Source organism: Sphingomonas canaveralia (genome assembly GCF_047238125.1).
GTDB lineage: Bacteria > Pseudomonadota > Alphaproteobacteria > Sphingomonadales > Sphingomonadaceae > JBDFMH01.
In genome coordinates, this window is the sequence record NZ_JBDFMH010000001.1 from 2081413 (window position 1) to 2107294 (window position 25882).

The 25882-nt window shown below is 67.5% G+C and carries 28 protein-coding genes and 1 other RNA gene; 19 read left to right on the forward strand and 10 right to left on the reverse strand.

All coding sequences use genetic code 11. The features are described from left to right. Window positions 1-31: 31 nt before the first annotated feature. Window positions 32-1180 carry a PQQ-dependent sugar dehydrogenase gene (locus tag ABC347_RS10355; RefSeq protein ID WP_413245651.1) on the reverse strand — a complete coding sequence of 383 codons (1149 nt, stop codon included), beginning with the start codon at window positions 1178-1180 and terminating at the stop codon, window positions 32-34. A gap of 159 nt (window positions 1181-1339) precedes the next feature. Between ABC347_RS10355 and ABC347_RS10360 the strand changes: the two genes are divergently transcribed. From ABC347_RS10360 to rbfA, 6 genes are all read left to right on the forward strand, one after another. Next, the gene (locus ABC347_RS10360) at window positions 1340-2509 is read left to right on the forward strand and encodes an acyltransferase family protein (protein ID WP_413245652.1); all 1170 of its coding nucleotides are present in this window, start codon (window positions 1340-1342) and stop codon (window positions 2507-2509) included. 129 nt (window positions 2510-2638) lie between these two features. Then, on the forward strand, window positions 2639-3235 hold the full coding sequence (rimP, locus tag ABC347_RS10365) for a ribosome maturation protein RimP (RefSeq protein ID WP_413245653.1): 597 nt from the start codon (window positions 2639-2641) through the stop codon (window positions 3233-3235). An 8-nt stretch (window positions 3236-3243) separates the two neighbouring features. Then, complete coding sequence (gene nusA, locus ABC347_RS10370; RefSeq protein WP_413245654.1) at window positions 3244-4866, forward strand: transcription termination factor NusA; 1623 nt, start codon at window positions 3244-3246, stop codon at window positions 4864-4866. Continuing rightward, the gene (locus ABC347_RS10375) at window positions 4847-5668 is read left to right on the forward strand and encodes a DUF448 domain-containing protein (protein ID WP_413247036.1); all 822 of its coding nucleotides are present in this window, start codon (window positions 4847-4849) and stop codon (window positions 5666-5668) included. The genes nusA and ABC347_RS10375 overlap by 20 nt, the downstream gene beginning before the upstream one ends. Before the next feature lie 16 nt (window positions 5669-5684). Next, window positions 5685-8273, forward strand: coding sequence for a translation initiation factor IF-2 (gene infB / locus ABC347_RS10380; protein WP_413245655.1), 2589 nt, complete (start codon window positions 5685-5687; stop codon window positions 8271-8273). Between the two features lie 105 nt (window positions 8274-8378). Continuing rightward, window positions 8379-8765: a 30S ribosome-binding factor RbfA gene (gene rbfA, locus ABC347_RS10385; protein WP_413245656.1), complete on the forward strand. Its 387-nt coding sequence runs from the start codon at window positions 8379-8381 to the stop codon at window positions 8763-8765. Between the two features lie 6 nt (window positions 8766-8771). Here the strand turns inward: rbfA and ABC347_RS10390 are convergent, their stop codons facing one another. After that, window positions 8772-9119, reverse strand: coding sequence for a hypothetical protein (locus tag ABC347_RS10390; RefSeq protein ID WP_413245657.1), 348 nt, complete (start codon window positions 9117-9119; stop codon window positions 8772-8774). Window positions 9120-9168: 49 nt separating this feature from the next. Between ABC347_RS10390 and ABC347_RS10395 the strand changes: the two genes are divergently transcribed. The 6 genes from ABC347_RS10395 to ABC347_RS10420 all read left to right on the forward strand — a co-directional run bounded on the left by ABC347_RS10395 (window position 9169) and on the right by ABC347_RS10420 (window position 14342). Beyond that, window positions 9169-9747 carry a thymidine kinase gene (locus ABC347_RS10395; RefSeq protein WP_413245658.1) on the forward strand — a complete coding sequence of 193 codons (579 nt, stop codon included), beginning with the start codon at window positions 9169-9171 and terminating at the stop codon, window positions 9745-9747. Then, window positions 9744-10289, forward strand: coding sequence for a GNAT family N-acetyltransferase (locus ABC347_RS10400; RefSeq protein WP_413245659.1), 546 nt, complete (start codon window positions 9744-9746; stop codon window positions 10287-10289). Before ABC347_RS10395 ends, ABC347_RS10400 begins: the two co-directional genes overlap by 4 nt. Then, window positions 10286-11188 carry a tRNA pseudouridine(55) synthase TruB gene (gene truB / locus ABC347_RS10405; RefSeq protein ID WP_413245660.1) on the forward strand — a complete coding sequence of 301 codons (903 nt, stop codon included), beginning with the start codon at window positions 10286-10288 and terminating at the stop codon, window positions 11186-11188. Before ABC347_RS10400 ends, truB begins: the two co-directional genes overlap by 4 nt. After that, the gene (gene rpsO / locus ABC347_RS10410; protein WP_413245661.1) at window positions 11188-11457 is read left to right on the forward strand and encodes a 30S ribosomal protein S15; all 270 of its coding nucleotides are present in this window, start codon (window positions 11188-11190) and stop codon (window positions 11455-11457) included. Before truB ends, rpsO begins: the two co-directional genes overlap by 1 nt. Before the next feature lie 242 nt (window positions 11458-11699). After that, window positions 11700-14042: a polyribonucleotide nucleotidyltransferase gene (gene pnp / locus ABC347_RS10415; RefSeq protein WP_413245662.1), complete on the forward strand. Its 2343-nt coding sequence runs from the start codon at window positions 11700-11702 to the stop codon at window positions 14040-14042. A 156-nt stretch (window positions 14043-14198) separates the two neighbouring features. After that, the gene (locus ABC347_RS10420; RefSeq protein WP_413245663.1) at window positions 14199-14342 is read left to right on the forward strand and encodes a DUF2256 domain-containing protein; all 144 of its coding nucleotides are present in this window, start codon (window positions 14199-14201) and stop codon (window positions 14340-14342) included. 106 nt (window positions 14343-14448) lie between these two features. On the opposite strand, the gene ABC347_RS10425 is transcribed toward ABC347_RS10420, so the two are convergent. From ABC347_RS10425 to mscL, 3 genes are all read right to left on the reverse strand, one after another. Further along, entirely contained in the window at window positions 14449-14748 is a 300-nt protein-coding gene (locus ABC347_RS10425; protein WP_413245664.1) for a hypothetical protein, read from the reverse strand. Between the two features lie 176 nt (window positions 14749-14924). After that, window positions 14925-15281: a transfer-messenger RNA gene (gene ssrA, locus ABC347_RS10430) on the reverse strand. A 28-nt stretch (window positions 15282-15309) separates the two neighbouring features. Continuing rightward, a complete protein-coding gene (gene mscL, locus ABC347_RS10435; RefSeq protein ID WP_413245665.1) occupies window positions 15310-15762 on the reverse strand; it encodes a large conductance mechanosensitive channel protein MscL in 453 nt (150 codons plus the stop codon). A gap of 130 nt (window positions 15763-15892) precedes the next feature. On the opposite strand from mscL, the gene ABC347_RS10440 reads away from it, so the two are divergent. The 4 genes from ABC347_RS10440 to ABC347_RS10455 are packed head-to-tail and all read left to right on the forward strand — an operon-like array spanning window position 15893 to window position 18520. Continuing rightward, window positions 15893-16489, forward strand: coding sequence for a LemA family protein (locus ABC347_RS10440; protein ID WP_413245666.1), 597 nt, complete (start codon window positions 15893-15895; stop codon window positions 16487-16489). Beyond that, the gene (locus tag ABC347_RS10445) at window positions 16486-17331 is read left to right on the forward strand and encodes a TPM domain-containing protein (RefSeq protein ID WP_413245667.1); all 846 of its coding nucleotides are present in this window, start codon (window positions 16486-16488) and stop codon (window positions 17329-17331) included. The genes ABC347_RS10440 and ABC347_RS10445 overlap by 4 nt, the downstream gene beginning before the upstream one ends. Then, window positions 17331-18002: a TPM domain-containing protein gene (locus ABC347_RS10450; RefSeq protein ID WP_413247037.1), complete on the forward strand. Its 672-nt coding sequence runs from the start codon at window positions 17331-17333 to the stop codon at window positions 18000-18002. The genes ABC347_RS10445 and ABC347_RS10450 overlap by 1 nt, the downstream gene beginning before the upstream one ends. Then, window positions 17999-18520: an NUDIX hydrolase gene (locus ABC347_RS10455; protein WP_413245668.1), complete on the forward strand. Its 522-nt coding sequence runs from the start codon at window positions 17999-18001 to the stop codon at window positions 18518-18520. The genes ABC347_RS10450 and ABC347_RS10455 overlap by 4 nt, the downstream gene beginning before the upstream one ends. A gap of 6 nt (window positions 18521-18526) precedes the next feature. Here the strand turns inward: ABC347_RS10455 and ABC347_RS10460 are convergent, their stop codons facing one another. Continuing rightward, on the reverse strand, window positions 18527-18676 hold the full coding sequence (locus ABC347_RS10460) for a hypothetical protein (protein WP_413245669.1): 150 nt from the start codon (window positions 18674-18676) through the stop codon (window positions 18527-18529). 57 nt (window positions 18677-18733) lie between these two features. Here ABC347_RS10460 and nusB point away from each other — a divergent pair, with 57 nt between their 5' ends. After that, on the forward strand, window positions 18734-19195 hold the full coding sequence (gene nusB, locus ABC347_RS10465) for a transcription antitermination factor NusB (RefSeq protein WP_413245670.1): 462 nt from the start codon (window positions 18734-18736) through the stop codon (window positions 19193-19195). 119 nt (window positions 19196-19314) lie between these two features. Further along, the gene (gene thiL, locus ABC347_RS10470) at window positions 19315-20205 is read left to right on the forward strand and encodes a thiamine-phosphate kinase (protein ID WP_413245671.1); all 891 of its coding nucleotides are present in this window, start codon (window positions 19315-19317) and stop codon (window positions 20203-20205) included. A gap of 191 nt (window positions 20206-20396) precedes the next feature. Here thiL and ABC347_RS10475 read toward each other — a convergent pair whose 3' ends face one another. The 4 genes from ABC347_RS10475 to ABC347_RS10490 all read right to left on the reverse strand — a co-directional run bounded on the left by ABC347_RS10475 (window position 20397) and on the right by ABC347_RS10490 (window position 23519). Continuing rightward, window positions 20397-21062, reverse strand: coding sequence for a PEPxxWA-CTERM sorting domain-containing protein (locus ABC347_RS10475; RefSeq protein ID WP_413245672.1), 666 nt, complete (start codon window positions 21060-21062; stop codon window positions 20397-20399). Between the two features lie 125 nt (window positions 21063-21187). After that, window positions 21188-21934 (reverse strand): SDR family NAD(P)-dependent oxidoreductase, encoded by a 747-nt coding sequence (locus ABC347_RS10480; RefSeq protein ID WP_413245673.1) that lies wholly within the window; start codon window positions 21932-21934, stop codon window positions 21188-21190. Window positions 21935-22029: 95 nt separating this feature from the next. Beyond that, window positions 22030-22734 (reverse strand): PEPxxWA-CTERM sorting domain-containing protein, encoded by a 705-nt coding sequence (locus ABC347_RS10485; protein ID WP_413245674.1) that lies wholly within the window; start codon window positions 22732-22734, stop codon window positions 22030-22032. Between the two features lie 140 nt (window positions 22735-22874). Continuing rightward, window positions 22875-23519 (reverse strand): glutathione S-transferase family protein, encoded by a 645-nt coding sequence (locus ABC347_RS10490; RefSeq protein WP_413245675.1) that lies wholly within the window; start codon window positions 23517-23519, stop codon window positions 22875-22877. Window positions 23520-23664: 145 nt separating this feature from the next. On the opposite strand from ABC347_RS10490, the gene ABC347_RS10495 reads away from it, so the two are divergent. Next, window positions 23665-25830, forward strand: coding sequence for a sodium-translocating pyrophosphatase (locus ABC347_RS10495; protein WP_413245676.1), 2166 nt, complete (start codon window positions 23665-23667; stop codon window positions 25828-25830). Window positions 25831-25882 lie beyond the last annotated feature (52 nt).

Here is a 25882-nt window from a genome sequence, read left to right on the forward strand (position 1 = left end):
TGCACGCAGGCCGGACCGGGCCGGCTGGCGATCAGGCCGCCGGAGTCAGCTTGAGCAGCCGGCCTTGTCCGCCGCGCTGGCCGTCTTCCAGCAGCCAGATCGCGCCATCCGGGCCCTGCTCCACAGCGCGGATGCGTTCGCCCATGTCCCACTGGTCGCCCTTGGTGGCGCCGGTGCCGTTCAGGTCCACCCGCACCAGCGCCTTCGAAGACAGGCCCCCGATGAACGCGTCGCCCTTCCACGCCGGGAACAGCGCGCCCGAATAGATCATCAGCCCGCCGGGCGAGATCACCGGGTTCCAGCTCACTTTCGGCGCCTCATAGCCGTCGCCCGGCTTGTGATCGGGGATCGGCTTGCCGTCATAATGATCGCCGTTCGAAACCCGCGGATAGCCATAATTCAGCCCGGGCCGGATCAGGTTCACCTCGTCGCCGCCCTTCGGCCCCATCTCCTGTTCCCACAGATTGCCCTGGGCGTCGAACGCGATGCCCAGCAGGTTGCGGTGGCCATAGCTCCAGACCGCGGGGTGGAAGCCCTTGGCGGCCAGCGGATTGCCCGGCGCCGGCTTGCCGTCCGGCGTCAGCCGCAGCACCTTGCCCAGCGTCGCCTTCGGGTCCTGCGCCGGATTGAACTTCTGGCGCTCGCCATTGGTGAAGAACAGATATTGGCCGTCTGGCGAGAAGGCGATCCGGCCCGAATAATGGCCGTCGCCCTCCACGAACGGGGTCGCGGTGAAGATCGTCTGCACGCCCTCGAGCGTCGCCTTCCCGCCCGCTTCCGCCAGCTTGCCGCGCATCAGCACCACGCCCTTGCCGCCCGGCCCGGCGACCGACGCGCTGAGATAGACCAGCCCGTTCTCGGCGAACTTCGGGTGCAGCACCACGTCCATCAGTCCGCCCTGCCCGGCACTGTCGACCGCAGGCACGCCGCCGACCGCGGCCTTCGCCTTGCCGTCGGCGCTGGCCAGCTGCAGCGTGCCTGCCTTCTCCGTCACCAGCATCCGCCCGTCGGGCAGGAAGGTCATTGCCCAGGGCGATTGAAAGTCGGCGACCGGCGTGACCGTGAAGGGCTTGCCGCCGGCAGGCGCCGCTTCACCCTGCACTACGGTCGCGGCATTGCCGCATCCTGCCACCGCGAACGCCAGGGCAGAGGCGACGATCGCGCCCGAACGATGCTTCATGCGAAATCTCCAGAAGATGGTTTCGAGGCAGAACGCCCGCCCGATGCGACGGTTGCGCGGCGTGTTCCATCCAGAGACGGTGCTTAACTCTCTATCCGGTTTGACTACGCTGCAGCGCACAACGATAACCCATGTCAATCGAATCGAGGGAACCAGACGATGTTGGCGCTGTTCGGCGGGCAAACCCTTGGCGAGCGACTTGCCGAAACCAATAATCGACCTGCTGGGTTCGACTATCTGCGGCTCGCGCTCGCGATCAGCGTCGTGGTCGTCCACACCTGGGCGATGATCAATGATCCGGTATGGTTGAAAGGCTTTCAGGAAAGCCCATTCCATCGGCCGATCCTACTGATATTGCCCATGTTCTTCGCGCTGTCCGGCTTCCTGGTTTCGGGTTCGCTGGAACGTACGCCCCATCTGCGAAACTTCATCGGACTGCGGCTGCTCCGACTTTGGCCGGCGCTCGCAGTCGAGATCACCTTGTCCGCCTTCGTGATCGGACCGATCTTCACGACCGTCGCCCTGTCCGCCTATTTCGCCGATCCTGAGTTCCACGCCTATTTCTGGAACCTGCTCGGCCATGTTCAGTACCGCCTGCCTGGGCTGTTCGAATCGAACCCACGCCCGTTCACGGTGAACGGACAGCTCTGGACGCTGCCGTACGAACTCTATTGTTATATCGCGCTGTCGGTCTGCCTCGTGCTGTCCTTCTACAAGAAGGGCTGGCCGCTGTTCATCCTGATCGGCGCGCTCGAACTCGTGACCTTCTATCTCGCCTACGAGAAGATCATCCTGTCGCAGGGGCTGAACCTCGTCGTCGCGTTCCTGTGGGGGGTGATCTTCTACCGCTACCGCGCGCTCGTGCCGTGGAATCGCAACCTCGCGATCGCGGCGGCGCTCACGACCGCAATCCTGCTGTGCGTGCGCGGTGGCGACTATTTCAGCGTGGTCACGACCACTTATGTCACCTGCTATCTCGGGCTCTGCAATCCGCGCCGCAATGGGTTCGTCGCCAGCGGCGACTATTCCTACGGCATCTATCTGTATGGTTATCCGATCCAGCAGGCGGTCGCCGCGCTGGGCACGTGGACGCATAGCTGGTTCATCCACTTCGGCATCTCGATCACACTGATCATGTCGCTGGCGATCGCCTCGTGGTGGCTGGTGGAAAAGCCGGCGTTGCGCCTGCGCCGCTTCGTCGCTCCCGGGGTGAAGCCCGGCCGGGTGCAGGAAGCAGTTACCGTGGCGGACATCGCCGCCGACCGGGCGGAGGACAGGATCGAGGCGTTCGTCGCGCCCGGCGGAGAAACGACGCTCGCGCGCAGCTGACGGCGCCGATCCGCGGCCCTTGCTCAGCGGCAGCGACTCGATTATAGGGCGCGCTTCTTCGACATTGGAAACACTGCCGAGGTCGGTCCCTCCCGGGGCCGGCGCCGAGGCCGCTTATCCGGAGACTGCATGGCGGACATCGCCGAACTGACGCGCCTGATCGAACCCGAGGCCGAAGCGCTCGGCCTGTCGCTCGTGCGCGTGCAGATGTTCGGCGGCAAGTCCGATCCCACGTTGCAGGTGATGGCCGAGCGGCCGGACACGCGCCAGCTCGACATCGCCGATTGCGAGGCGCTCTCGCGCCGCATCTCCGATGTGCTCGATGCCAATGATCCGATCGAGGAAGCATACCGGCTCGAGGTGTCTTCTCCCGGCATCGATCGGCCGCTCACCCGGCTCGCCGATTTCGAGGATTGGGCCGGGTTCGATGCGCGCATCAAGCTGGTCGAGAAGATCGATGGTCGCAAGCAGTTTGATGCGCGGCTGATCGGCGTCGCGGGCGATGCTGTCGTCGTCCAGCCGGAAAAGTCGGCCGAGATGACGATCCCGTTCGCGGCGATCCAGTCCGCCAAGCTCATCCTCACCGATGCCCTGATGAAGGCGACTGCGCCCCTCTCGTCCGCGGGAGCGGACGAGTTCATCGAAGAAGCGCCGACCGAGGGCGTCGACGAATTCATAAACGAAGCGCCGCTCGAAGGCGCGAACGACCTTACGCAAGAAGGATAGGACAAGCGATGGCCACCGCCATTTCCGCCAACAAGGCCGAGCTGCTCGCCATCGCCGATGCGGTGGCCAAGGAAAAGCTGATCGATCGCGAGATCGTGATCGAGGCGATGGAAGACGCGATCCAGCGCGCCGCCCGTGCGCGCTACGGTGCCGAGAACGACATCCGCGCCAAGATCGATACCAAGCAGGGCGACATGCGGCTGTGGCGCGTGGTCGAGGTGGTCGAGCAGGTCGAGGACTATTTCAAGCAGGTCTCGGTCGCCGATGCGCAGAAGCTGGAGAAGGGCGCCGCCGTCGGCGACTTCATCGTCGATCCGCTGCCCAATATCGAATTCGGCCGCATCGCCGCGCAGGCCGCCAAGCAGGTGATCTTCCAGAAGGTCCGCGATGCCGAGCGCGAGCGCCAGCATGAGGAGTTCAAGGACCGTGCGGGCGAGCTGATCACCGGCGTCGTCAAGCGCGTCGAATTCGGCCATGTCGTTGTCGATCTCGGCCGCGCCGAAGGCGTGATCCGCCGCGATCAGCAGATCCCGCGCGAAGTCGTCCGTGTCGGCGATCGCATCCGCTCGCTGATCCTGAACGTGCGCCGCGAAAATCGCGGGCCGCAGATCTTCCTCAGCCGCGCGCACCCCGATTTCATGAAGAAGCTGTTCGCGCAGGAAGTGCCCGAAATCTATGACGGCGTGATCGAGATCAAGGCCGCCGCGCGCGATCCCGGCAGCCGCGCCAAGATCGGCGTGATCAGCCATGACGGCTCGATCGATCCGGTCGGCGCCTGCGTCGGCATGAAGGGCAGCCGCGTGCAGGCGGTGGTGCAGGAAATGCAGGGCGAGAAGATCGACATCATCCCCTGGTCGCCCGATACCGCCACCTTCGTCGTCAACGCGCTGCAGCCCGCGCATGTCGCCCGCGTGGTGATCGACGAGGAGGAGAGCCGGATCGAGGTCGTCGTGCCCGACGATCAGCTGTCGCTCGCCATCGGCCGTCGTGGCCAGAATGTCCGCCTCGCCAGCCAGCTCACCGGCTCCGCGATCGACATCCTGACCGAGGCCGACGCCTCCGAGAAGCGCCAGCGCGAGTTCGTCCAGAACAGCGAGCTGTTCCAGAACGAGCTCGATGTGGACGAGACGCTCGCCCAGCTGCTGGTGGCCGAAGGCTTCGGCAGCCTCGAGGAAGTCGCCTATGTCGAGGCCGACGAGATCGCCTCGATCGAGGGCTTCGACGAGGAGCTGGCGGCCGAGCTGCAGAGCCGCGCGCAGGAAGCGCTCGACCGCAAGGAGCAGGCCAATCGCGAGGCGCGCCAGGCGCTGGGCGTCGACGATGCGCTGGCCGAAATGCCTTATCTCACCGAAGCGATGCTGGTCACGCTCGGCAAGGCGGGCATCAAGACGCTCGACGATCTTGGCGATCTCGCCACGGACGAGCTGATCGAGAAGAAGCGCCAGGAACCGCGCCGCCGCGCCGAGACGACCGGCCCCGCCAAGCCGCGCCCGGTCGACAAGGGCGGCGTGCTCGGCGAATATGGTCTGTCGATGGAGCAGGGCCAGGAGATCATCATGGCCGCCCGCCAGGCCGCCGGCTGGTTCGACGACGAAGTGCAGGAGGACGCTCCTGCGGATGGCGGACAATGATCGCCTCGATCGGATAGCATCCGACAACGACCGTTCGTCCCGGGCGAAGTCGGGGGACGCTGCGCCCGCCGCTGATGGCGCGCAGCGTGTCTCGACTGCGCTCGACACGAACGGCGAAGGCAGGGACCGGCCCAAGCGCCACGTGCCCGAACGCCGCTGCATCCTGACCGGCGCGCATGGCGAGCGTGCGGATCTGATCCGGCTCGCGCTCGGCCCCGATGGGCAGGTCGCGCCCGACGTGCGCGCCCGCGCGCCCGGCCGCGGCGCCTGGATCGGGGTGGACAAGCCCGCGCTCGCCGCGGCGCTGGCCAAGGGCAAGCTGCGCGCCGCGCTGGCCCGCGCCTTCAAGACCGGCGACGTCACCGTGCCCGCCGACCTGCCCGATCGGGTGGAAGCCGCGCTGGCGCGTGATGCGCTCGACCGGTTGGGGATGGAGGCCAAGGCGGGCACGCTCGTCACCGGCAGCGACCGGATCGTCGATCATGCCCGCAAGGGCCAGGTCGCGCTGCTGCTGCACGCCGCCGATGCCAGCGCCGATGGCAACCGCAAGCTCGATCAGGCGCTGCGCGTGGGGCTGGACGAAGAGGGTTCGGGCGCGCGGGGACTCGTAATCCCGGCGGACCGCACCACATTGTCGTTGGCCTTGGGACGCGAAAATGTGGTACATGCCGCGCTGATCGCGCCGGCTGCCGCCGCGCGCGTCGCGCGGACACTCGGCCGGTGGCGCGGCTTTATTGGACGACAGGAAGGCTCCGAGCCTTGCGATAACGCATCGCAAGGCCCATCGGCGCTGACAAAGTGAGGGTTTCGACGACCGTATGAGCGATAACGACAAGCCGAAGCTGGGGATGCGCGCGCCGCTGGGCCTGAAGCGGACCGTCGAGACCGGCAAGGTGAAGCAGAGCTTCAGCCATGGCCGCTCCAACACCGTGGTGGTGGAGGTCAAGCGCCGTCGCGTGCTCGGCAAGCCGGGTGAGGCCGAGGCCGCCCCGGTGCAGGAAGCCGCGCCCGTCACGCCCGAGCCTGCGGCCCCCGTCGCCGCGGCGCCCGCGCCGGCGCCTGCCGCCCCGCCCCAGCGCCCGGCGCAGGCGCCGCGCGCGCTGAGCCCGCTCGAGCGGCGCGAGCAGCAGGAACGCCTGCTGCGCGAAGCCGACGAGGCGCGCATGGCCGCGCTCGAGGAAGCCCGCCGCCGCGAGGATCGCGCCCGCGTTGAGGCGAGCGAGGAAGAGAAGCGTCGCGCCGAGGAGAATCGCCGCGCCGAGGAAGCTGGCGAGCGGACCCCCGTGGAGGCTCCCGCGCCCGCGCCTGCCCCGGTTGAGGCACCGGCAGCACCGGCCGCGCCGGCTGCCGAAGCTCCCGCCGAGCCGGCCGCCACCGCTGCGGCCGAGCCTACCGCCGAGGAGCGCAAGCCCGGCTTCCCGCCGCCGCGCCGCTTCACCCCCGTGATCGCGCCCAAGCGGCCCGAGCCCGCCCGCCCTGCATCGCGGGATCGCAAGAGCGACGATCGTCGCCAGTCGGGCAAGCTCACCGTCACCCGTGCGCTCGACGACGGCAACGAAGGCGCCCGCGCCCGCTCGCTCGCCGCGCTCAAGCGGGCGCGCGAGAAGGAGCGCCGTGCCCACCAGATGGGCGGCGGTCCGCAGGCCAAGCAGATCCGCGATGTCGTGGTGCCCGAGACGATCACCGTCGGCGAGCTCGCCAACCGCATGGCGGAACGCGGCGCCGATCTGGTGAAGGCGCTGTTCAAGATGGGCAGCCCGGTCACGATCAACGCCACGATCGACCAGGATACCGCAGAGCTGCTCGTCACCGAGTTCGGCCACAACATCAAGCGCGTGTCCGACAGCGACATCGATCTCGATGCGACGGTCGACGTCGATGCCGACGAGACGATGGTGCAGCGTGCGCCGGTCGTCACGATCATGGGCCATGTCGATCACGGCAAGACCAGCCTGCTCGATGCGCTGCGCGGCACTGATGTCGCCGCGGGCGAAGCGGGCGGCATCACCCAGCATATCGGCGCCTATCAGGTGCAGGTGGCCAGCGGCGAGAAGATCACCTTCCTCGACACGCCGGGCCATGAAGCGTTCAGCGACATGCGTGCGCGCGGCGCCAACATCACCGATATCGTGGTGATCGTGGTGGCCGGCGACGATGGGCTGCGCCCGCAGTCGATCGAGGCGATCGCGCATACCCGCGCCGCAGGCGTGCCGATGATCATCGCGATCAACAAGATGGACAAGCCGGGCAGCAATGCCCAGCGCGTGCGCGAGGCGCTGCTCCAGCATGACGTGCAGGTCGAGAGCATGGGCGGCGACGTCCAGGAGGTCGAGGTCTCCGCGCTCAAGAAGACCGGGCTGGACGAGCTGATCGAGAAGATCCTGCTCCAGTCTGAACTGCTGGAGCTGCGCGCCAATCCCGATCGCGCCGCCGAAGGCACGGTGGTCGAGGCGACGCTGGACAAGGGCCGCGGCGCCGTCGCCACCATCCTCGTCCGTCGCGGCACGCTGAAGGTCGGCGATGTGTTCGTGGTCGGCGCGGAAAGCGGCAAGGTCCGCGCGCTGGTCGACGACAAGGGCAAGAATGTGAAGCTTGCCGGCCCGTCGGTGCCGGTCGAGGTGCTCGGCCTGTCGGGCGTGCCGTCGGCGGGTGATCCGCTGTCGGTTGTCGAGAACGAAGCGCGTGCGCGCGAGGTCGCGGCCTATCGCGCCGGCGTCATCCAGCAGAAGCGCACCACCAGTGCGCCCGCCTCGCTGGAATCGATGTTCTCCGCGCTGCGCGAGAAGCAGGCCCAGCAATATCCGGTGGTGGTCAAGGCCGACGCCCAGGGCTCGGTCGAGGCGATCGTGGGCTCGCTGAACAAGATCTCGACGCCCGACATCCAGGTCCGCATCCTGCATTCGGGCGTGGGCGGCATTACCGAGAGCGACGTCAGCCTGGCCGCGGCCTCGAAGGCGCCGATCATCGGTTTCAACGTCCGCGCCAATGCCAAGGCGCGCGAGATCGCCACGCGCGATGGCGTCGCGCTGAAATATTATGACGTGATCTACGATCTGCTCGACGAGATCCGTGCCGCGATGGCGGGCCAGCTCGGCCCCGAATATTTCGAAACCGTCGTCGGCCGGGCCGAGGTGCGCGAGGTCTTCTCGGCGGGCAAGCACGGCAAGGCGGCCGGTCTGCTCGTCACCGAAGGCTTCATCCGCAAGGCGCTCAAGGCGCGCATCACCCGCGAGGACGTCATCGTCTTCAACGGCGAGATCGCCAGCCTGCGCCGCTTCAAGGACGATGTCGCCGAAGTGCGCGCCGGCCTGGAATGCGGTGTCACCTTCAGCAACAACTTCGTCGACATCAAGCCGGGCGATTATCTCGAGACGTTCGAGGTCGAGGAACGCGCGCGCACGCTGTAACGAGGATCGTCATGCCGGCGCAGGCTGGCATCTCCGCTGGCCGAGGGATCCCCGGCCACGAGTGGCCCCGGCTCGTGCCGGGGTGACAGGCTGTTGGGAGCGCAGATGCGCCAGAAGGAAACCGCCGAGGGCCGCTCCGTCCGCACGCTGCGCGTGGGCGAACAGGTGCGCCACGCGCTGAGCGAGGTGCTGATGCGCGGCGACGTGCATGACGACACGCTCGCCAGCCATCTCGTCTCCGTCACCGAAGTCCGCATGTCGCCGGACCTGCGCCACGCCACCGTGTTCGTGAAGCCATTGCTGGGCGAGGAGGAGGAAGGCGTGCTCAAGGCGCTGCGCACCAACACCGCCTATCTGCAGAGCGAAGTCGCGCGCCGCGTGAACCTCAAATATGCCGCGAAGCTCAAATTCCTGATCGACGAGAGCTTCGACGAAGGCAGCCACATCGATCGCCTGCTGCGCGATCCAAAGGTGGCGCGGGATCTGGACTGAGCCCGGCTAGCCCGCCGCTCCGCACCTCGGCCGGCCATCGCTCCCCACCGAACAGCGGGCCACCTGCGCGCCGCCGGTCTCGCCGATATAGATCGCCCAAATACCGTCGCCGCCACAGTCCGCCACCCAGAGCGACAGGCCCGCCTGCTCGCGCTGATAGCCGGAGTTGGCGACAAACTGGCACGTCTGACCCGCATCGCGGATCGCGCGCACGAACACGGCATTGCGCGCGCCCGGCGTCATCGCGCGGACCCGGTCGCGCACCGCGGTCGCCCGGGGCGGCTGAGCGGGCGGCTCGGCGGTGTCGCACGATATCAATGCCAGTACGAGCCCGATCGGGATTGCACTCCGCATGTCCCTCTCCCGTTGATCCAGCTGGCGCGTCGTGGGAAGGCGGCGCGCCATGGCCAAGCTCTATTTCTACTACGCCTCGATGAACGCGGGCAAATCGACGATCCTGCTGCAGTCGAGCTTCAACTATCGCGAACGCGGCATGGCGACGATGCTGTGGACCAGCGCGGTCGACGATCGCTATGCGGTCGGGCGGATCACCTCGCGGATCGGGCTGGAGGCGGAGGCATCGGTCTTCGGCCGCGAGACCGATCTCTACGCCGCGGTCGAGCGACGCCGCGCGGAAGCCCCGCTCCACTGCGTGCTGGTCGATGAAGCGCAGTGGCTCGGCGAGCATCAGGTCCGCCAGCTCGCCGCCATCTGCGATCGGCAGGGCCTCCCCGTTCTCGCCTATGGCCTGCGCACCGATTTCCAGGGCCGGCTGTTCGAAGGCTCGGCCGCGCTGCTGGCGCTGGCGGACACGCTGACCGAGATCAAGGCGATCTGCGAATGCGGGCGCAAGGCCACGATGAACCTGCGCGTCGATGCCGCCGGCCGCGCGGTCCGCGAAGGCGCGCAGACCGAAGTCGGCGGCAATGATCGCTATGTCGCGCTGTGCCGCCGCCACTTCATGGAACGGATCGACGCATGAGGGATGCGCTGCACGTCGCCCTGGCCGAGGCCGACACCCGGCTCGATCCGCTGCTGCCGGCCGATCGCGAACCATTGCGCGCCGCCACCGGCGCCGACGAGGCGATCTGGCCGCTTTATCCCACAGACTGGTCCGGCCCCGCGTTCGACACCCAGTTCGATAAGCTGCTCGCCGATCCGCTACGCCTGCCCTTCGCCATCCGGGAGGACGGCGTCGTGGTCGGCATGACCGCCTATATCGTGCCCGATCTGTGGAAGGGCATCGTCGAGATCGGCAACAGCTATATCCTGCCCGCCGCGCGCGGCACCGGGCTCAACGATCGCGTCAAGCGGCTGATGATCGACCACGCCTTTGCCGCCGGCATCCGCCGCATCGAATTCCGCGTCGACGAACGCAATGGCCGTTCGCAGGCCGCGGTGCTGAAGCTCGGCTGCGTCAAGGAAGGCGTGATGCGGCAGGAACGGATCACCTGGACGGGCCATGTCCGCGATACCGCCCTCTTCTCGCTGCTGATCGGTGACTGGCGCGGGCGCCACGGATGAACGGCTGGATCATCCTCGACAAGCCGATCGGCATCGGCTCCACGCCGTGCGTATCCGCGGTCAAGCGCGCGCTGCGCGAAGGCGGCTATGCGAAGGCCAAGGTGGGCCATGGCGGCACGCTCGATCCGCTCGCGTCCGGCGTGCTGCCGATCGCGCTGGGCGAGGCCACCAAGCTCAGCGGCCGCATGCTCGATGCCGACAAGGCCTATGACTTCACCGTCCGCTTCGGGGCGGAGACCGACACACTCGATCTCGAAGGCAAGGTCGTCGCGATCGACCCGCATCTGCCCTCGGCCGATGCTGTCGCCGCCGTCCTCGCCCGCTTCACCGGTCCGACCGAACAGGTGCCGCCCGCCTACTCCGCGATCAAGGTCGATGGCCAGCGCGCCTATGATCGCGCCCGCGCCGGCGAGACGGTGGAAATGAAGATGCGGGCGGTGACGATTCACGCGCTCGATCTGCTCGAGACGACCTCGGATTCAGCCACATTCGCCGCCCGCGTCTCGAAAGGCACCTATATCCGCAGCCTCGCGCGCGACATCGCGGCCGCCTGCGGCACGGTCGGCCATGTCACCATGCTCCGCCGCACGAAAGCCGGCCCGTTCGGGCTGGCGCAGGCGATTTCGCTGGACAAACTGGCTGAACTTGCTAGGGCGCGCCGGCTTGAAGAAGCGCTCTTGCCGCTGACGGCGGGACTGGACGACATCCCGGTTCTGGCCCTCACCCCCGATCAGGCAAGGCTGCTCCGCCAGGGGCAGACGGCGATCGGGACTGCTGCCACGTCCGGCCTCGCATTGGCGATCGAAGGGTCCGTTCCCGTCGCGCTGGTAGAGGTATCGGGGCCCGTCATCCGGGTCGTGCGCGGCTTCAACATGGCCGATGTCGCGAAGGAAGATTGATGACGATTACTGCAGAGCGCAAGGAAGCGCTGATCAAGGACAATGCCCGCGCCGATGGCGATACCGGCAGCCCCGAGGTGCAGATCGCGATCCTGACGGAGCGCATCGCCAACCTCACCGAGCATTTCAAGACCCACGCGAAGGACAATCACTCGCGCCGCGGTCTGCTGATGATGGTCAACAAGCGGCGTTCGCTGCTGGCCTATCTCAAGAAGGAAGACGGCGATCGTTACGCCGCGCTGATCGCGAAGCTGGGTCTTCGCAAGTAGGAAAAGGCGCCCTTTCGGGCGCCTTTTTCGTATCCCGGACATGATCCGGGATCCAGCAAGTGACGGACGCGGAAGCGTCCATTCCAGCCGCTGGAGCTGGATCCCGGCTCCGAGTCCGGGATGACGGGTGGAAGGCAATCCGGTCGTCCACCCAACGAGCCGCTACCGGCTCGACCAAGAGGCGCAGGCAGCGCCTCCTATAGGCCCCGCACGCATCGGGCGTGCGGAGACAAGGAAACCAGATGTTCGATATCAAGAAGCAGGAAATCCAGTGGGGCGGCAAGACGCTGACGCTGGAAACGGGCCGCGTTGCCCGCCAGGCCGATGGCGCGGTGATTGCCACGCTCGGCGAAACCGTCGTGCTGTGCGCCGTCACGGCCGCGCGCTCGGTCAAGGACGGGCAGGATTTCTTCCCGCTCACCGTCCACTATCAGGAAAAATATTCGGCGGCCGGCCGCATTCCCGGCGGCTTCTTCAAGCGTGAGCGTGGCGCCACCGAGAAGGAAACGCTCACCAGCCGCCTGATCGATCGCCCGATCCGTCCGCTGTTCCCGGAAGGCTTCTACAACGAGATCAACGTCATCGCCCAGGTGCTGAGCTATGACGGCGAGAACGAGCCCGACATCCTGGCGATGGTTGCCGCGTCGGCCGCGCTCACCATTTCCGGCGTGCCGTTCATGGGCCCGATCGGTGCCGCCCGCGTCGGCTATGTCGACGGCGAATATGTGCTGAACCCGACCCTGGAGCAGGTGAAGGCCGGGGATCTCGATCTGGTCGTCGCCGCCACCCATGATGCGGTGATGATGGTCGAATCCGAAGCCAAGGAGCTTTCGGAGGAAGTCATGCTCGGCGCCGTCGTGTTCGCGCACGAAGCGTCGAAGCAGGTCGTCAAGGGCATCATCGGCTTGGCAGAGAAAGCCGCCAAGGATCCGTGGGAGCTGCCGAGCCTCGACGAGAGCGAGCTCAAGGGCAAGGTCAAGGCGCTGCTGGGCGATGGCCTGACCGCCGCCTACAAGAATACCGGCAAGGCCGATCGCGTCGCCGCCATCGCCGAGGCGAAGAAGGCGCTGCACGAGCATTTCAAGGATGCCGACGCCGAAACCCGCCTGAAGGCCGCCAAGCTCGGCAAGAAGGTGGAAGCCGAGATCGTCCGTACCGCGATCCTGAAGGAAGGCCGCCGCATCGACGGTCGCGACACCAAGACGGTCCGCCCGATCGAGGCGATGGTCCACTTCCTGCCGCGCGCGCACGGCTCGGCGCTGTTCACCCGCGGCGAGACGCAGGCGATCTGCTCGACCACGCTCGGCACCGCCGATGCGGAGCAGATGATCGATGGGCTGAACGGCCTGTCGTACGAGCGCTTCATGCTCCACTACAACTTCCCGCCCTATTCGGTCGGCGAAGTCGGCCGCTTCGGCGCGCCGGGCCGCCGCGAAGTCGGCCACGGCAAGCTCGCCTGGCGCGCGCTGCACCCGGTGCTGCCGTCGAAGGAGGAGTTCCCCTACACGATCCGCGTGCTCAGCGACATTACCGAGTCCAACGGCTCGTCGTCGATGGCCACGGTCTGCGGCGGTTCGCTGTCGATGATGGATGCGGGCGTGCCGCTGGCGCGTCCGGTGTCGGGCATCGCGATGGGCCTGATCCTGGAGGGCGATGACTTCGCCGTCATCTCCGACATCCTGGGCGACGAGGATCATCTCGGCGACATGGACTTCAAGGTGGCTGGCACGTCGGAAGGCATCACCAGCCTGCAGATGGACATCAAGATCGCCGGCATCACCGAGGAGATCATGAAGGTCGCGCTGGCGCAGGCCAAGGAAGGTCGCGCCCACATCCTGGGCGAGATGGCCAAGGCGCTCGACAGCACCCGCACCGAACTGTCGGCCCACGCCCCGCGCATCGAGACGATGAGCGTGCCCAAGGACAAGATCCGCGAAGTGATCGGCACCGGCGGCAAGGTGATCCGCGAGATCGTCGCCACCACCGGCGCCAAGGTCGACATCGAGGATGACGGCACCGTCAAGATCTCGTCGTCGGATCCGGAAAAGATCGCCGCCGCGCGCAAGTGGATCGAAGGCATCACGATGGAGCCCGAGATCGGCAAGATCTACGACGGCAAGGTCGTGAACATCGTCGATTTCGGCGCCTTCGTGAACTTCATGGGCGGCAAGGACGGTCTCGTCCACGTCTCCGAGATGAAGAACGAGCGCGTCGCCAGCCCGAAGGACGTCGTGTCCGAAGGCCAGGACGTGAAGGTCAAGGTGCTCGAGGTCGATCAGCGCGGCAAGGTCCGCCTGTCGATGCGTGTCGTCGATCAGGAAACCGGCGCCGAGCTGGAAGATACCCGCCCGCCGCGCGAGGCGCGTGAAGGCGGCGATCGTCCGCGCGGCGATCGTGATCGCGGCCCGCGCCGTGACGGCGATCGTGGCCCGCGCCGCGAAGGCGGCGATCGCGATCGTGGTCCGCGTCGCGACGGCGGTGACCGCGGCGATCGCGGCCCGCGTCGCGAGCGCAGCGAAGGCGGCAAGGATGACGGCCCCGCGCCCGATTTCGCCCCGGCCTTCCTGACCCGCAACGACGACTGATCGGTCCACCGGCGATCACGGAAAAGGGGCTCTGCGGAGCCCCTTTTTTTGTGCGCGTGACGGCAGCCTTACCCTTCCCGTCGCCCCTGCCAACGCAGGGGCGACGAATGAGGGCTGTCACGAGCCACCAAATCGCCTGCCGCACGTTGGCCGCGCATGGCGCACAAGAAGCTCACTCTGCCCACCAAGATCTGCGCAAGCTGCCAGCGCCCGTTCGCCTGGCGCAAGAAATGGACGCGCGACTGGGATCAGGTGAAATATTGCTCGGACCGCTGCCGCGCCGCCAAGGCCGCATCCTAGATCCTCCCTCGCCGGGGGAGGAATTGAATACCACCAACGAAAAAGGGGCCCGGTTGCCCGAGCCCCTCTCGCATCGTCTCCGGCCGGCCTGAACCGGCCGTCCGACTTACATCGAGTTGGCGACCGCCGCCTTCTGCTCGCCGCTCATACCCTCGGCGTTTACGTCGCTCTCGTCGATCGCCTCTTCCTTGCGCGCGCCTTCCTCGCGCAGCGCATCGGCCTGGTTCTCGAGCGCGTCCTCGGTGGCCGATCCATCGACGACATTGTCGGCCGCGGCGTCGAGCGCGTCGGCCTTGTTGTCGTAGCTCTGCTCGACCTGGTCGCCCAGCTTGTCGTCGCCATTGCCGCCGCAAGCAGCCAGCGCCATCAGGCCGCTCAGCGCGGCGGCGGTCATCAGCTTCTTCATGATCTTGTCGTCCCTGTCTGTTTACGCCCGGCGGACCGGTGCGTGGGGGTGACAAGCTGCGGGATGCGCCGAAGGTTCCGCGAATTGCGACGAACCGTTTCTGCGCGGCAACGACAGCGGCCGTTGCGATAGGAAAAAGTGGGGAGCTTCTGTTGCCCGGCGCCCCCCGTGCCGCTGGAATCCGATTCTGTTGCCCGGTTCGGCCCGAACCGCGTTCAAGCCTTGTAATCTAAGCCGTTAGGCCTTGATTACGCGGCAATCGCGAGCGCCTCGTTATCGTTGGCACTTGTGGTTTTGATCGGTTTAACGGCTCAATCAGGCCGGGCAAAAATAGAATGCTCGTCCGCACGTCGATCCTGGTTCGGCCCCGTCAGGATCGGCGCAGGGCGTCTAGGGTCGCCACGCGCCGATGATGGTGGAGCCGCCGGGTACTGCCCCCGGGTCCGCTGCGCCTTACACGCTACCATTTATCACCATAGCCGGGCGAACCCGGCACCGACCTATATAGGCCGCTGATGATGAATGGGAAGTGTCCGGCGGCGCGGTTTTGCGGCCCGCCGCTCAGATCACCGTGCCGCCGCTGCGCGCGCGCAGCTCGTCGCGGATCTCGCGCAGCAACACCACATCCGCCGGGTCTGCCGGTGGTGCCGCCGGCGCTTCGGCAGGCTTCGGGATCGCCCGGTTCACCGCGCGCACGATCAGGAAGATCACGAAAGCCACGATCAGGAACTGCACCGCCACCGTCACGAACTGGCCATAGCCGATCAGCGGCACCCCCGCGGCCTTCAGGTCGGCATAGCTGGTCACCGATCCCTTGAAGTCCGCCGGCACGTCGCCCAGCCGCACGAAATAGCTGGAGAAATCCAGGCCGCCCGCCACCTTGCCGATCAGCGGCATGATGATGTCGTCGGTCAGCGATGTCACGATCTTGCCGAACGCCGCGCCGATGATCACCGCCACCGCCAGATCCAGCACGTTGCCGCGCGCGATAAAGGCCTTGAACTCGTTCAGCATGTGCAACCCCCATTGTCGAATGCGCCGCCATCATGGCGGCACATCGATCCAGATCAAGCCCTGCGTTGCGGGCGGGCCGTGGCTGGCGTAATCGGGGGCCCAACGAGACGATGAACTTGGGGGGTCGACGATGATGAAGCTGCGGATGCTGGCGCCGGTCGCGGCGCTGTCGGTGGCGGCGTGCGGGCTCAACAGCGTGCCCACCGCAGAGGAAGCGGCCAAGGCGCGCTGGGCGGATGTGCAGAACGAATATCAGCGCCGCGCCGATCTGATCCCCAACCTCGTCTCCACCGTGAAGGGCTATGCCGCGCAGGAAGAACGCGTGCTGACCCAGGTGACGGAGGCGCGCGCCCGTGCCACCGCGGTCAACGTCAGCGCCGATCAGCTGTCCGATCCGGCCGCGATGCAGCGTTTCGCACAGGCGCAAGGTGCGCTCAGCCAGTCGCTCGGCCGGCTGCTCGTCGTCACCGAAAATTATCCCGATCTGAAGTCGAACGCCAATTTCCTCGCGCTGCAGGCGCAGCTCGAGGGCACCGAGAACCGGATCGCGATCGCCAGGCGCGATTATAACGGCGCGGTCCAGGCCTATAATACGCGCATCCGCACCTTCCCCGATGCGATCGGTGCCAAGATCTTCCACGGCGCCAAGCCGATGGCCACGTTCGAGGCAACGGCTCCCGGCGCCGAAACTGCCCCCACCGTCAACTTCGAACCGAAGGCGGGGTGATCCTGCCCGTCGCATTGCCGCGCCCCTTCGCGCTGCTGCGGGCCGTTGCCGCGCTGCTGCTGCTGCTTTTCGCGGCGGCGCCCGGCTATGCGCAGAGCTTCCCGAAATTCACGGGCTTCGTCGTCGATGCCGCGAACGTCCTGCCCGCCGATCAGGAAGCTGCGCTGACGGCTAAGCTCGATGCGCTGCAAAAGGATACCGGCCGTCAGCTGATCGTCGCCACCGTCCCCGATCTGCAGGGCTATGCAATCGAGGATTATGGCTATCGGCTCGGCCGCGCCTGGGGCGTGGGGCTGAAGGGCGTCGACAATGGCGCGATCCTGATCGTGGCGCCGGCCGATCGCAAGGTGCGGGTCGAGGTGGGCTATGGCCTCACGCCGGTGCTGACCGATGCCTTTTCCAGCGTCGTGATCCAGAGCCAGGTCCTGCCCGCCTTCCGCGCCGGCAATCTGCCCGCCGGCATCATGGCCGGCACCGATGCGCTGATCGCGCAGCTTCGCCTGCCCGATGCCGAGGCGCGGGCCAGGGTCGATGCCGCGGTCAAGGCGCGTGATCGGGCGGAGACGCCGAGCCCGATCGCGATCATCTTCTGGGTGATCGTGATCCTGGTGATCGTCATCGCGATGGTCGCGGCCAACAAGGGTGGCCGCCGCCACCGCCGCGGTGGCAGCAATGTCTGGGTCTGGGGGCCGGTCATCGCTGACGTGCTCAGCTCGTCCGCCCGCAGCGGCCGCAGCGGCGGGTTCGGCTCGTCATCGGGCGGCGGCGGCTGGATGGGCGGCGGCTTTTCGGGCGGCGGCGGCGGATCGTTCGGCGGCGGCGGGGCATCGGGCAGCTGGTGATGAAACTGACCGCAGACGATCATGCCCGCGTCACCGCCGCGGTCACCGCGGCCGAAGCGGCCACCGATGGCGAGATCTTGACGATCGTCGCCGACAAGTCCGACAGCTATCATGATGTCGGCTATCAGTGGGCGCTGCTGGTGATGCTGCTGGCGCTGGCGGTGATCGCCGCCACCCCCGGCCATTTCGTCTGGCTGCTCGATCTGGTGCACGAGGATTGGGGCCAGGGCCGTCCGTCGTGGCAGCTGCTCACCATCCTGTTGTTCACACTCACCGCTAAGTTCCTGGTCGCGCGCTATCTGCTCGCCTGGATGCCGCTGCGCATGGCGCTCACCCCCGGCGCCACCAAGGCACGCCGCGTGCGCCGTGCCGCGATCGCCTTCTTCAAGGTCGGGGCCGAGCGCCGCACCGCCAGCCGCACCGGCGTGCTGCTCTATCTCTCGCTGGCCGAGCATCGTGCCGAGATCGTCGCCGATGCCAGCATCGCCGCGCGCGTGCCGGCCGAAGCCTGGGGCGATGTGATGGCCGATCTCGTGGGCGAGATCCGCGCCGGCCGCCCGGGCGATGGCATGGTCGCCGCGATCGCCGCGATCGGCGCGCTGCTCGCCCGCGAATTCCCGCGCACCGGCACCGATCCGAACGAGCTGCCCGATCGGCTGATCGAGCTGTGAGCGCGGAGATCGAAACCGTCTGGCAGGGACGCTTCATCACCGTGAAGCGCGAAGGCAGCTGGGAATATGTCGGCCGCGCGCGCGATATCGAGGCCGCGGTCATCCTCGCGATCGATGACGGCCATGTCCTGCTGGTCGAACAGTGGCGCGTGCCGCTGAAGGCGCGCACGATCGAGCTGCCCGCGGGTCTGGTCGGGGACGATATGGCCGGCGAGCCGATCGAGGCCGCCGCCGCGCGCGAGCTGGAGGAGGAGACCGGCTATCGCCCGGCCCGCGTCGAAGCGCTCGGCCGCTTCTCCTCCTCGCCCGGCATGGTTTCCGAAACCTTCACTTTGGTCCGCGCGCAGGGACTGACCCGCGTCTCCGCCGGCGGCGGCGTCGATGGCGAGGACATCACCGTCCACCGCATCGCGCTCGATCGGGTCGCGGCCTTCGTCGCGGACAAGCGCGCAGCCGGCATCATCATCGATGTGCGCATCCTGCTGCTGCTGGGCGCCGGCATCCTCGCGGGGGGCTGAGCCCCCTCACTCGCCGGTCCGCGTCTTCACCTTGTTGGGCAGGTTCTTGCCCTTGGTCCGGCGCGAGGGCAGCTGGACCGGGTTCTTCTTCTTCCATTCGGCAAAGGTCATCGGCCCATCCGGCGTCTCGATGATCTGGTCGTCGATGCCGGCCATGCCGCCTCTCCCTTCAAGCCCGTTGCCGATTGCGCGGGCGCACCCTAGATGGCCGCTATGCCCAACGCCAAGACCAACGAACGCGCGCGCTCGCGATCCGCTGCGCGCCTTGCCGCCGTCCAGGCGCTGTATCAGCGCGAGATGGAGGCGACCCCGCTTGCCCGCCTGCTCGATGAATTCCATCAGCACCGCATCGGCAAGGAGATCGAAGGCGTCACCTATGCCGATGCCGAGATCGCGTTCTTCGACGATCTGGTGCGCGGCGTGGATGCGCGCTGCGGCGAGATCGATGCCGCCATCGCCGCGCGGCTGGCCGATGGCTGGTCGCTCGAACGGCTCGACAAGCCGATGCGCCAGATCCTGCGTGCCGGTACTTACGAACTGATCGCCCGCGCCGATGTGCCCGCCGCTACCGTGATCAGCGAATATGTCGACGTCGCCGATGCCTTTTACGCCAAGCGCGAGAAGGGCTTCGTCAACGGCCTGCTCGATGGGGTGGCCAAGGCCGTCAGGGCGTGATCCCGCGGCGCTGCCGCACCCGCTTCGTCATCCCTGCGAACGCCGGGATCCAGAGCCAAAAGCGCCAACGCCTGCCACACTGGACCCCGGCGTTCGCCGGGGTGACGATCCGGTAGCCGATGATCAGCGCGGAAGCCGCCTTCATCGCCCGGCTGCGCGCGGCGGCCACGCATCCCGGCGCACGCGGGCTGATGGACGATGCCGCGATCCTCGGCGATCTCGTCCTCACGCACGACATGATCGTCGAGGGCGTCCATTTCCTGCCCGGCGATCCGCCCGCCACGGTCGCGCACAAGCTGGTCGCCACCAACCTGTCCGATCTCGCCGCCAAGGGCGCCGAACCGGTCGGCGCACTGCTGGGCTATACGCTGTCCGATTCCGGTTGGGATGCCGCCTTCGCCGATGGCCTCACGACGGCCCTCGCCCGCTATCGAGTGCCGCTGCTGGGCGGCGATACCGTCTCCGCCCCCACCCGCTGTTTCGGCCTGACCGCGATTGGCCGCGCACCCGCGGGCGGTGCGCCCGATCGCCGCGGCGGGCAAGCAGGCGATCTGCTGTTCGTATCGGGCACGATCGGCGATGCAGGTCTTGGCCTGCAGATCGCGCGCGGGGAAATGGATGGGCCGCCCGCCCTCCTCGCCCGCTATCGCACCCCCGAACCGCGGCTGGCGCTCGGCAGCGCGCTCGCGCCTCATGTCAGCGCGATGTGCGACGTGTCCGATGGGCTGCTGATCGATGCCGCGCGGATCGCCGAAGCCAGCGGCCTGGCGGTCACGATCGATCTCGATCGAGTGCCGCTATCGGCGGACGCCCGCAAGCTCGGCCTCGATCCGCTCGATGCCGCCACTGCCGGTGATGATTATGAACTGCTGTTCGCCGCCCCCGCCCCGCCCGCAGGGATCACGGGCATCGCCTGCATCGGCCGGCTTGCTCCCGGCACTGGCCTCACCCTGCTGCGACATGGGCAACCGGTCCCCCTGCCCGCCAGCCTCGGCCATCAGCACGACTGACGGGCAGCTCAACGCCTTGATATGAATCCGTTCGTCCCGAGCGAAGTCGAGGGACGTGCCGCAGGCGTCACGTAACGTGTCCCGACTGCGCTCGACATGAACGGAGGAAGCCAATCGGCTTCGATCCGGCCCAGACACGAAAACGCCGCCGATCGCGAGACCGGCGGCGTCTTCAATTCCGCGATCGGCGATCAGGCGGCGGCGTAGCCGACCTTCGTCACGCGGCGACGCATCGCGCCACCGACCAGGCCGAAGCCACCGATCATCAGCGCCCAGGCAGCCGGCTCGGGCACGGCCGAGGTGGCAACCTGCGCCAGCGTCAGGTTGTTCACCGTCGCCCAGTAGCTGTTGCTCGGCGCCAGCGCGACGATGCTCAGCGACACCAGCTGCGAATCGGTGGTGAAGCCGACGAAGCTGCTGGTGGTGGCGTCGAACAGCTGCTGCGTCACCGAACCGCTGCTGTCCGTCGCCGTGATGGCGAAGCCAAGCGGAGACGCCGTGAACTCACCGAACACGTCGGAGCCGAAGAAGTTGGCGCCGATCGCGGTCAGGTTCGGGCTGAACGAATCGAAAGTGATCACGCCCGAGTTATTGTCGTTCGACAACCACGCATCGGTGCTGCCAGCACCATAGAGGACGCTGAAATCATCGCTCACCGTGTAGGTGTAGCCGCCCGTGGTGCGGGTCAGCGACGCATCGAGCGGGCTGCCGGGCGGCAGATCGTCGAAGCTGTCGACGGCGGCGCCGGTCGTCGCCGCGGCAAACGAAGCGGCATCGGTGTAAACAGTCAGCGCGGCGTTGGCGCTGCTGCCCATCAGGGCGGCGACGGCGACGGCGGCAAAGGCAAGTGTCTTCACGGCTATTCTCCCAGAGTGACGAACTCGAACGCCGGTTAACCTGCCGTAAAGAATTGGCGATTGGAAGAAACCGACAACACTGATGCTGTCCCGATCAGGGACTCAGGGAGACAGTGCCGCGCCGCTCACTGCGCCGTGAAACCGCCGTCCACCATCAGGTTTGTGCCGGTGATGAACCCTGCCTCGTCGCTCGCCAGGAAGCACACCGCCTGCGCCACTTCGCGCGGCGTGCCGATCCGGCCGATCGGGTGCAGGGCGGCGAACGGCTGTTCGTTGGCCGCCCCCACTTCCTTGTCGAACGCGGGCGTGCGGATCACACCGGGGCTCACCATGTTGATGCGGATGCCGCGCGCGGCGAATTCCACTGCCATCGCGCGCGTCATGTTCGCCACCGCGCCCTTGGCCGCGCCATAGGCCACGTGCCGCGCCAGCCCGACATGGCCGTGCACCGATGCGATGTTGACGATCGCGCCCGCGCCCTGAGCCAGCATCGGCTGCAGCGCCGCGCGCGACATGAAGAAAGCGGTATCCATGTTGCCCGCCTGCATCTCGCGCCAGTCCGCGTTGCTCAGCGTCTCGGTCGGCACCAGCCGTCCGCCGCCGGCATTGTTGACGAGGATGTCGAGCCGCCCGAACCGGGTGCACGCCTCCGCCACCGCGCGATCGCAGGTGTCGGGATCGCTGATATCGCCGGTGAACAGCGCCACCTCGCCCTGCGTGGCCAGGTCGCGCTGCACCGCGCCGCCGCCGACGGCATCGCGGTCCACGATCAGCACGCGTGCGCCGCGCTCCACGAACAAGGCCGCGATCGCGGCCCCGATCCCCGATCCCGCGCCCGTCACCAGCACGGCCTTGCCGTCGAACTGCGCCATCCCGGTCCTCCCCCCCCTTCATCCCGGGGCCGGGCATCGCGCGGATCCGGCGCGGCATCAAGCCCTTGGCGGGCATGCCGCGCCGCGGGGTCGGGTCACGCGGTCGCGCGCGCGAGCGGCCGGCCGCGCCGCCGCAGCGCCGCCCCCGTCATCCCGAACCCGCCGATCATCAGCGCCCAGGATGCGGGCTCGGGCACCGCGGTTGCGATCTGGCGCACGTCCAGCAGCAGATCGTCGATGCTCACGATGCCGCTGAAGCTTGCGAACTCCAGCGTGATCGGCCCGGAATAATAGGCGCTGTTGATCGCAAGCGTCGGATTGGTGGTGCCGGGCGATCCGGTGTCCTGTGTGAAGACCACCATGTCGTTCTCGTCGAGCAGCCGGAACCGGGCCGGCGCAGATGTCGCCGTGCCACGGAAATAGTTGAGGCTGGTGAACGAGACTTCATAGCCAGCGGTAGGCGTGAAGGTGATCGCGGCGTAATTGCCGCTGGCGGCATCGCTGTTGCCGGCCGAATAGGTGCCGAGATCGCCCGCCCCGCCCGATCGGTCGTCGGTCCGGAACGCCAGATCGGCGGAACCATATGGCTGGAACAGCACCGCCAGTTCGGCGGTCGTGCCGTAATCCCGGCCGACGAACTGGTTGGTACCGGTGCATTGCTGGCTGGCGACACCGCCGTTGGTCGCCGCGCAGGCGCCCGGCGCGGGTGCATTCTCGAAGGTCAGCAGCACCGTCGCGGCAGACGCGGGTGCGGCGATGGCCACGGCCACTGTGGCAAGGCCGATGAAAAGAGCGCGCATGGATCATCCCCTGTCGGCCCGGCCGCGATTGGCGGGGCTATCGGGAAAGGCGTCGCCCGCGCGCAGAACCCGTCACCTGCGCGCGTCCGAAACTGCCGCTGTGCCGGTTTGGCACGATCGCGCGGGGCGACTGCCCATGCTCACCCCAGCATCGGTGGAAAGTCCGGCTCCGCCTTCCGCATGGCGCGCTGGAAGGCGGGTCGTTCCCCGATCCGGGCCAGATAGGCGCGGATGTTGGGATAGGGGCCCAGGTCGCGTGGCGCGAAGGCGCGCATCGTCGTCAGCGGGAACAGCATGATGATGTCGGCCGCGGTAAAGCGCTCGCCCGCGAAAAAGTCGACCTCGCCCAGCCGCGCCTCCACCATCCGGTAGCCGCGTTCCAGCCGGTCGCGCACGCCGTCCAGCGTGGCATTGCCGTCAGCGCCGCCGCCGGTCATCGCCAGCACCATGTCGACCATGCCGGCCGGCATCAGCGATCCGTTGGCGAAGTGGAACCAGAACAGATAGTCGGCGAAGTCCGCATCCTCGGGCTTCGGGCGCAGCCGGCCGCCGCCGTGCCGCTCCACGATATAATCGATGATCGCGCCGCTCTCGCCCAGCACCAGATCGCCGTCGCTGATCACCGGCGCGGTGCCGAACGGATGCAGCGCGCGATAGGCCGGCGGTGCCAGCTTCGTCACCGGATCGCGCTCGTATCGCTTCAGATCGTAATCGATGCCGAGTTCCTCGCAGAGCCAGACGATCCGGTCCGACTGCGATATCCCCAGATGATGCACGGTCAGCATCGCGCTCTCCTCTTCGATTCTGCTTTGGTGGATCGGCTGATAGCGTCCGCACACTCGCTTGCCAGCCTGTCGAATTGTCCGCATACCGCTGCGCATAATCCGCGCCGGCGTCCGCACGCCGGCGTTCAACAGGGAGAGGATGCGGATGCCGATTGTTTATCTCGCCATCGGATGCGGCCTGCTGGCCGTGCTCTATGGCATCGTCACCAGTCGCCAGGTGCTCGCGGCATCCGCGGGCAATGAGAAGATGCAGGATATCGCCGCCGCCATCCAGGAAGGCGCGCGCGCCTATCTGGCCCGGCAATATACCGCGATCGCGGTGGTGGGCGTGGTCGTCGCGATCCTCGTCGCGCTGTTCCTCGGCCCGATCTCGGCGGTCGGCTTCGTGCTCGGCGCGCTGCTGTCGGGCGTCACCGGCTTCATCGGCATGAACATCTCGGTCAAGGCGAACGTGCGCACCGCGGAAGCCGCGCGCCAGTCGCTGCAGGCCGGGCTCACCACCGCGTTCCGCGCGGGCGCGGTCACCGGCGTGCTCGTCGCCGGGCTCGCGCTGCTCGCGATCGCGATCTTCTTCTGGTACCTCACCGGTCCCGCCGGCCATGCCCCGCAGGATCGAATCGTCATCGATGCGCTGGTGGCGCTGGCGTTCGGTGCCTCGCTGATCTCGATCTTCGCGCGGCTGGGCGGCGGCATCTTCACCAAGGCGGCCGATGTCGGCGCCGATCTGGTCGGCAAGGTCGAAGCCGGCATTCCGGAAGATGATCCCCGCAACCCCGCCACCATCGCCGACAATGTCGGCGACAATGTCGGCGATTGCGCGGGCATGGCCGCCGATCTGTTCGAAACCTATGTCGTCACCGTCGGCGCCACGATGGTGCTGACGGCGCTGCTGGTGCAGGGCTCCGCGCAGCAGCTGCTGGCGCTGATGTCGCTGCCGCTGCTGATCGGCGGCGTCTGCATCATCACTTCGATCATCGGCACCTATTTCGTCCGGCTCGGCCGCAGCCAGTCGATCATGGGCGCGCTCTACAAGGGCTTCCTCACCACCGCGATCCTCTCGATCCCGGCGATCTGGCTCGTCTCCGTCTTCGTGCTGGGCGATCTTTCTGCCGTGATCGGCGGCGTCGTCGAAGCGGTCGGCGTGGAGGCGGTGGACACCCCCGATGCCGCCATCGTCGCCGCCCAGGCGGTCGCCGGCGGCTTCACCGGCTGGGATCTGTTCTGGTCGATGATGGTCGGCCTGGCCGTCACCGGGCTGCTCGTCTGGATTACCGAATATTACACCGGCACCAGCTATCGCCCGGTCAAGTCGATCGCCAAGGCGTCGGAGACCGGCCACGGCACCAACGTGATCCAGGGCCTGGCGATCAGCCTGGAGGCGACCGCGCTGCCCACGCTCGTCATCTGCGTCGGCATCATCGTCGCCTATCAGCTCGCCGGGCTGATCGGCATCGCCTTCGCCGCCACCGCGATGCTGGCGCTGGCCGGCATGGTCGTCGCGCTCGACGCCTATGGCCCCGTCACCGACAATGCCGGCGGCATCGCCGAGATGGCGGGCCTGCCCGATGAGGTGCGCGTCCGCACCGATGCGCTCGATGCGGTCGGCAACACCACCAAGGCCGTGACGAAGGGCTATGCGATCGGATCGGCGGGCCTGGCCGCGCTGGTGCTGTTCGGCGCCTACACCACCGATCTGGGCATCTACTTCCCCGATCTCGCGGTCGATTTCTCGCTCAGCAACCCATACGTCATCGTCGGCCTGCTGCTCGGCGCGCTGCTGCCCTATATCTTCGGCGCGTTCGGGATGACGGCGGTCGGCCGCGCCGCCGGTTCGGTGGTGGAAGAGGTCCGCGCCCAGTTCCGCGATAATCCGGGCATCATGGCGGGCACCAGCCGGCCCAATTACGGCCGCACCGTCGATCTCGTCACCCGCGCCGCGATCCGCGAGATGATCGTGCCGTCGCTGCTGCCGGTGCTGGCGCCGATCGTGGTCTATTTCCTGATCGCCGCGGTCGCCGGCCAGGCCAACGGCTTCGCGGCACTCGGCGCGCTGCTGCTCGGCGTGATCGTCTCCGGCCTGTTCGTCGCCATCTCGATGACGAGCGGGGGCGGCGCCTGGGACAATGCCAAGAAATATATCGAGGACGGCAACCATGGCGGCAAGGGCAGCGAAGCGCACAAGGCCGCGGTGACCGGCGATACCGTCGGCGATCCCTACAAGGATACCGCCGGCCCCGCGGTCAACCCGATGATCAAGATCACCAACATCGTCGCGCTGCTGCTGCTCGCCGCGTTGGCGCACGCCACCTGAAATCCTCCCCCGGCGGGGGAGGTGGCAGCCCGCAGGGCTGACGGAGGGGTAG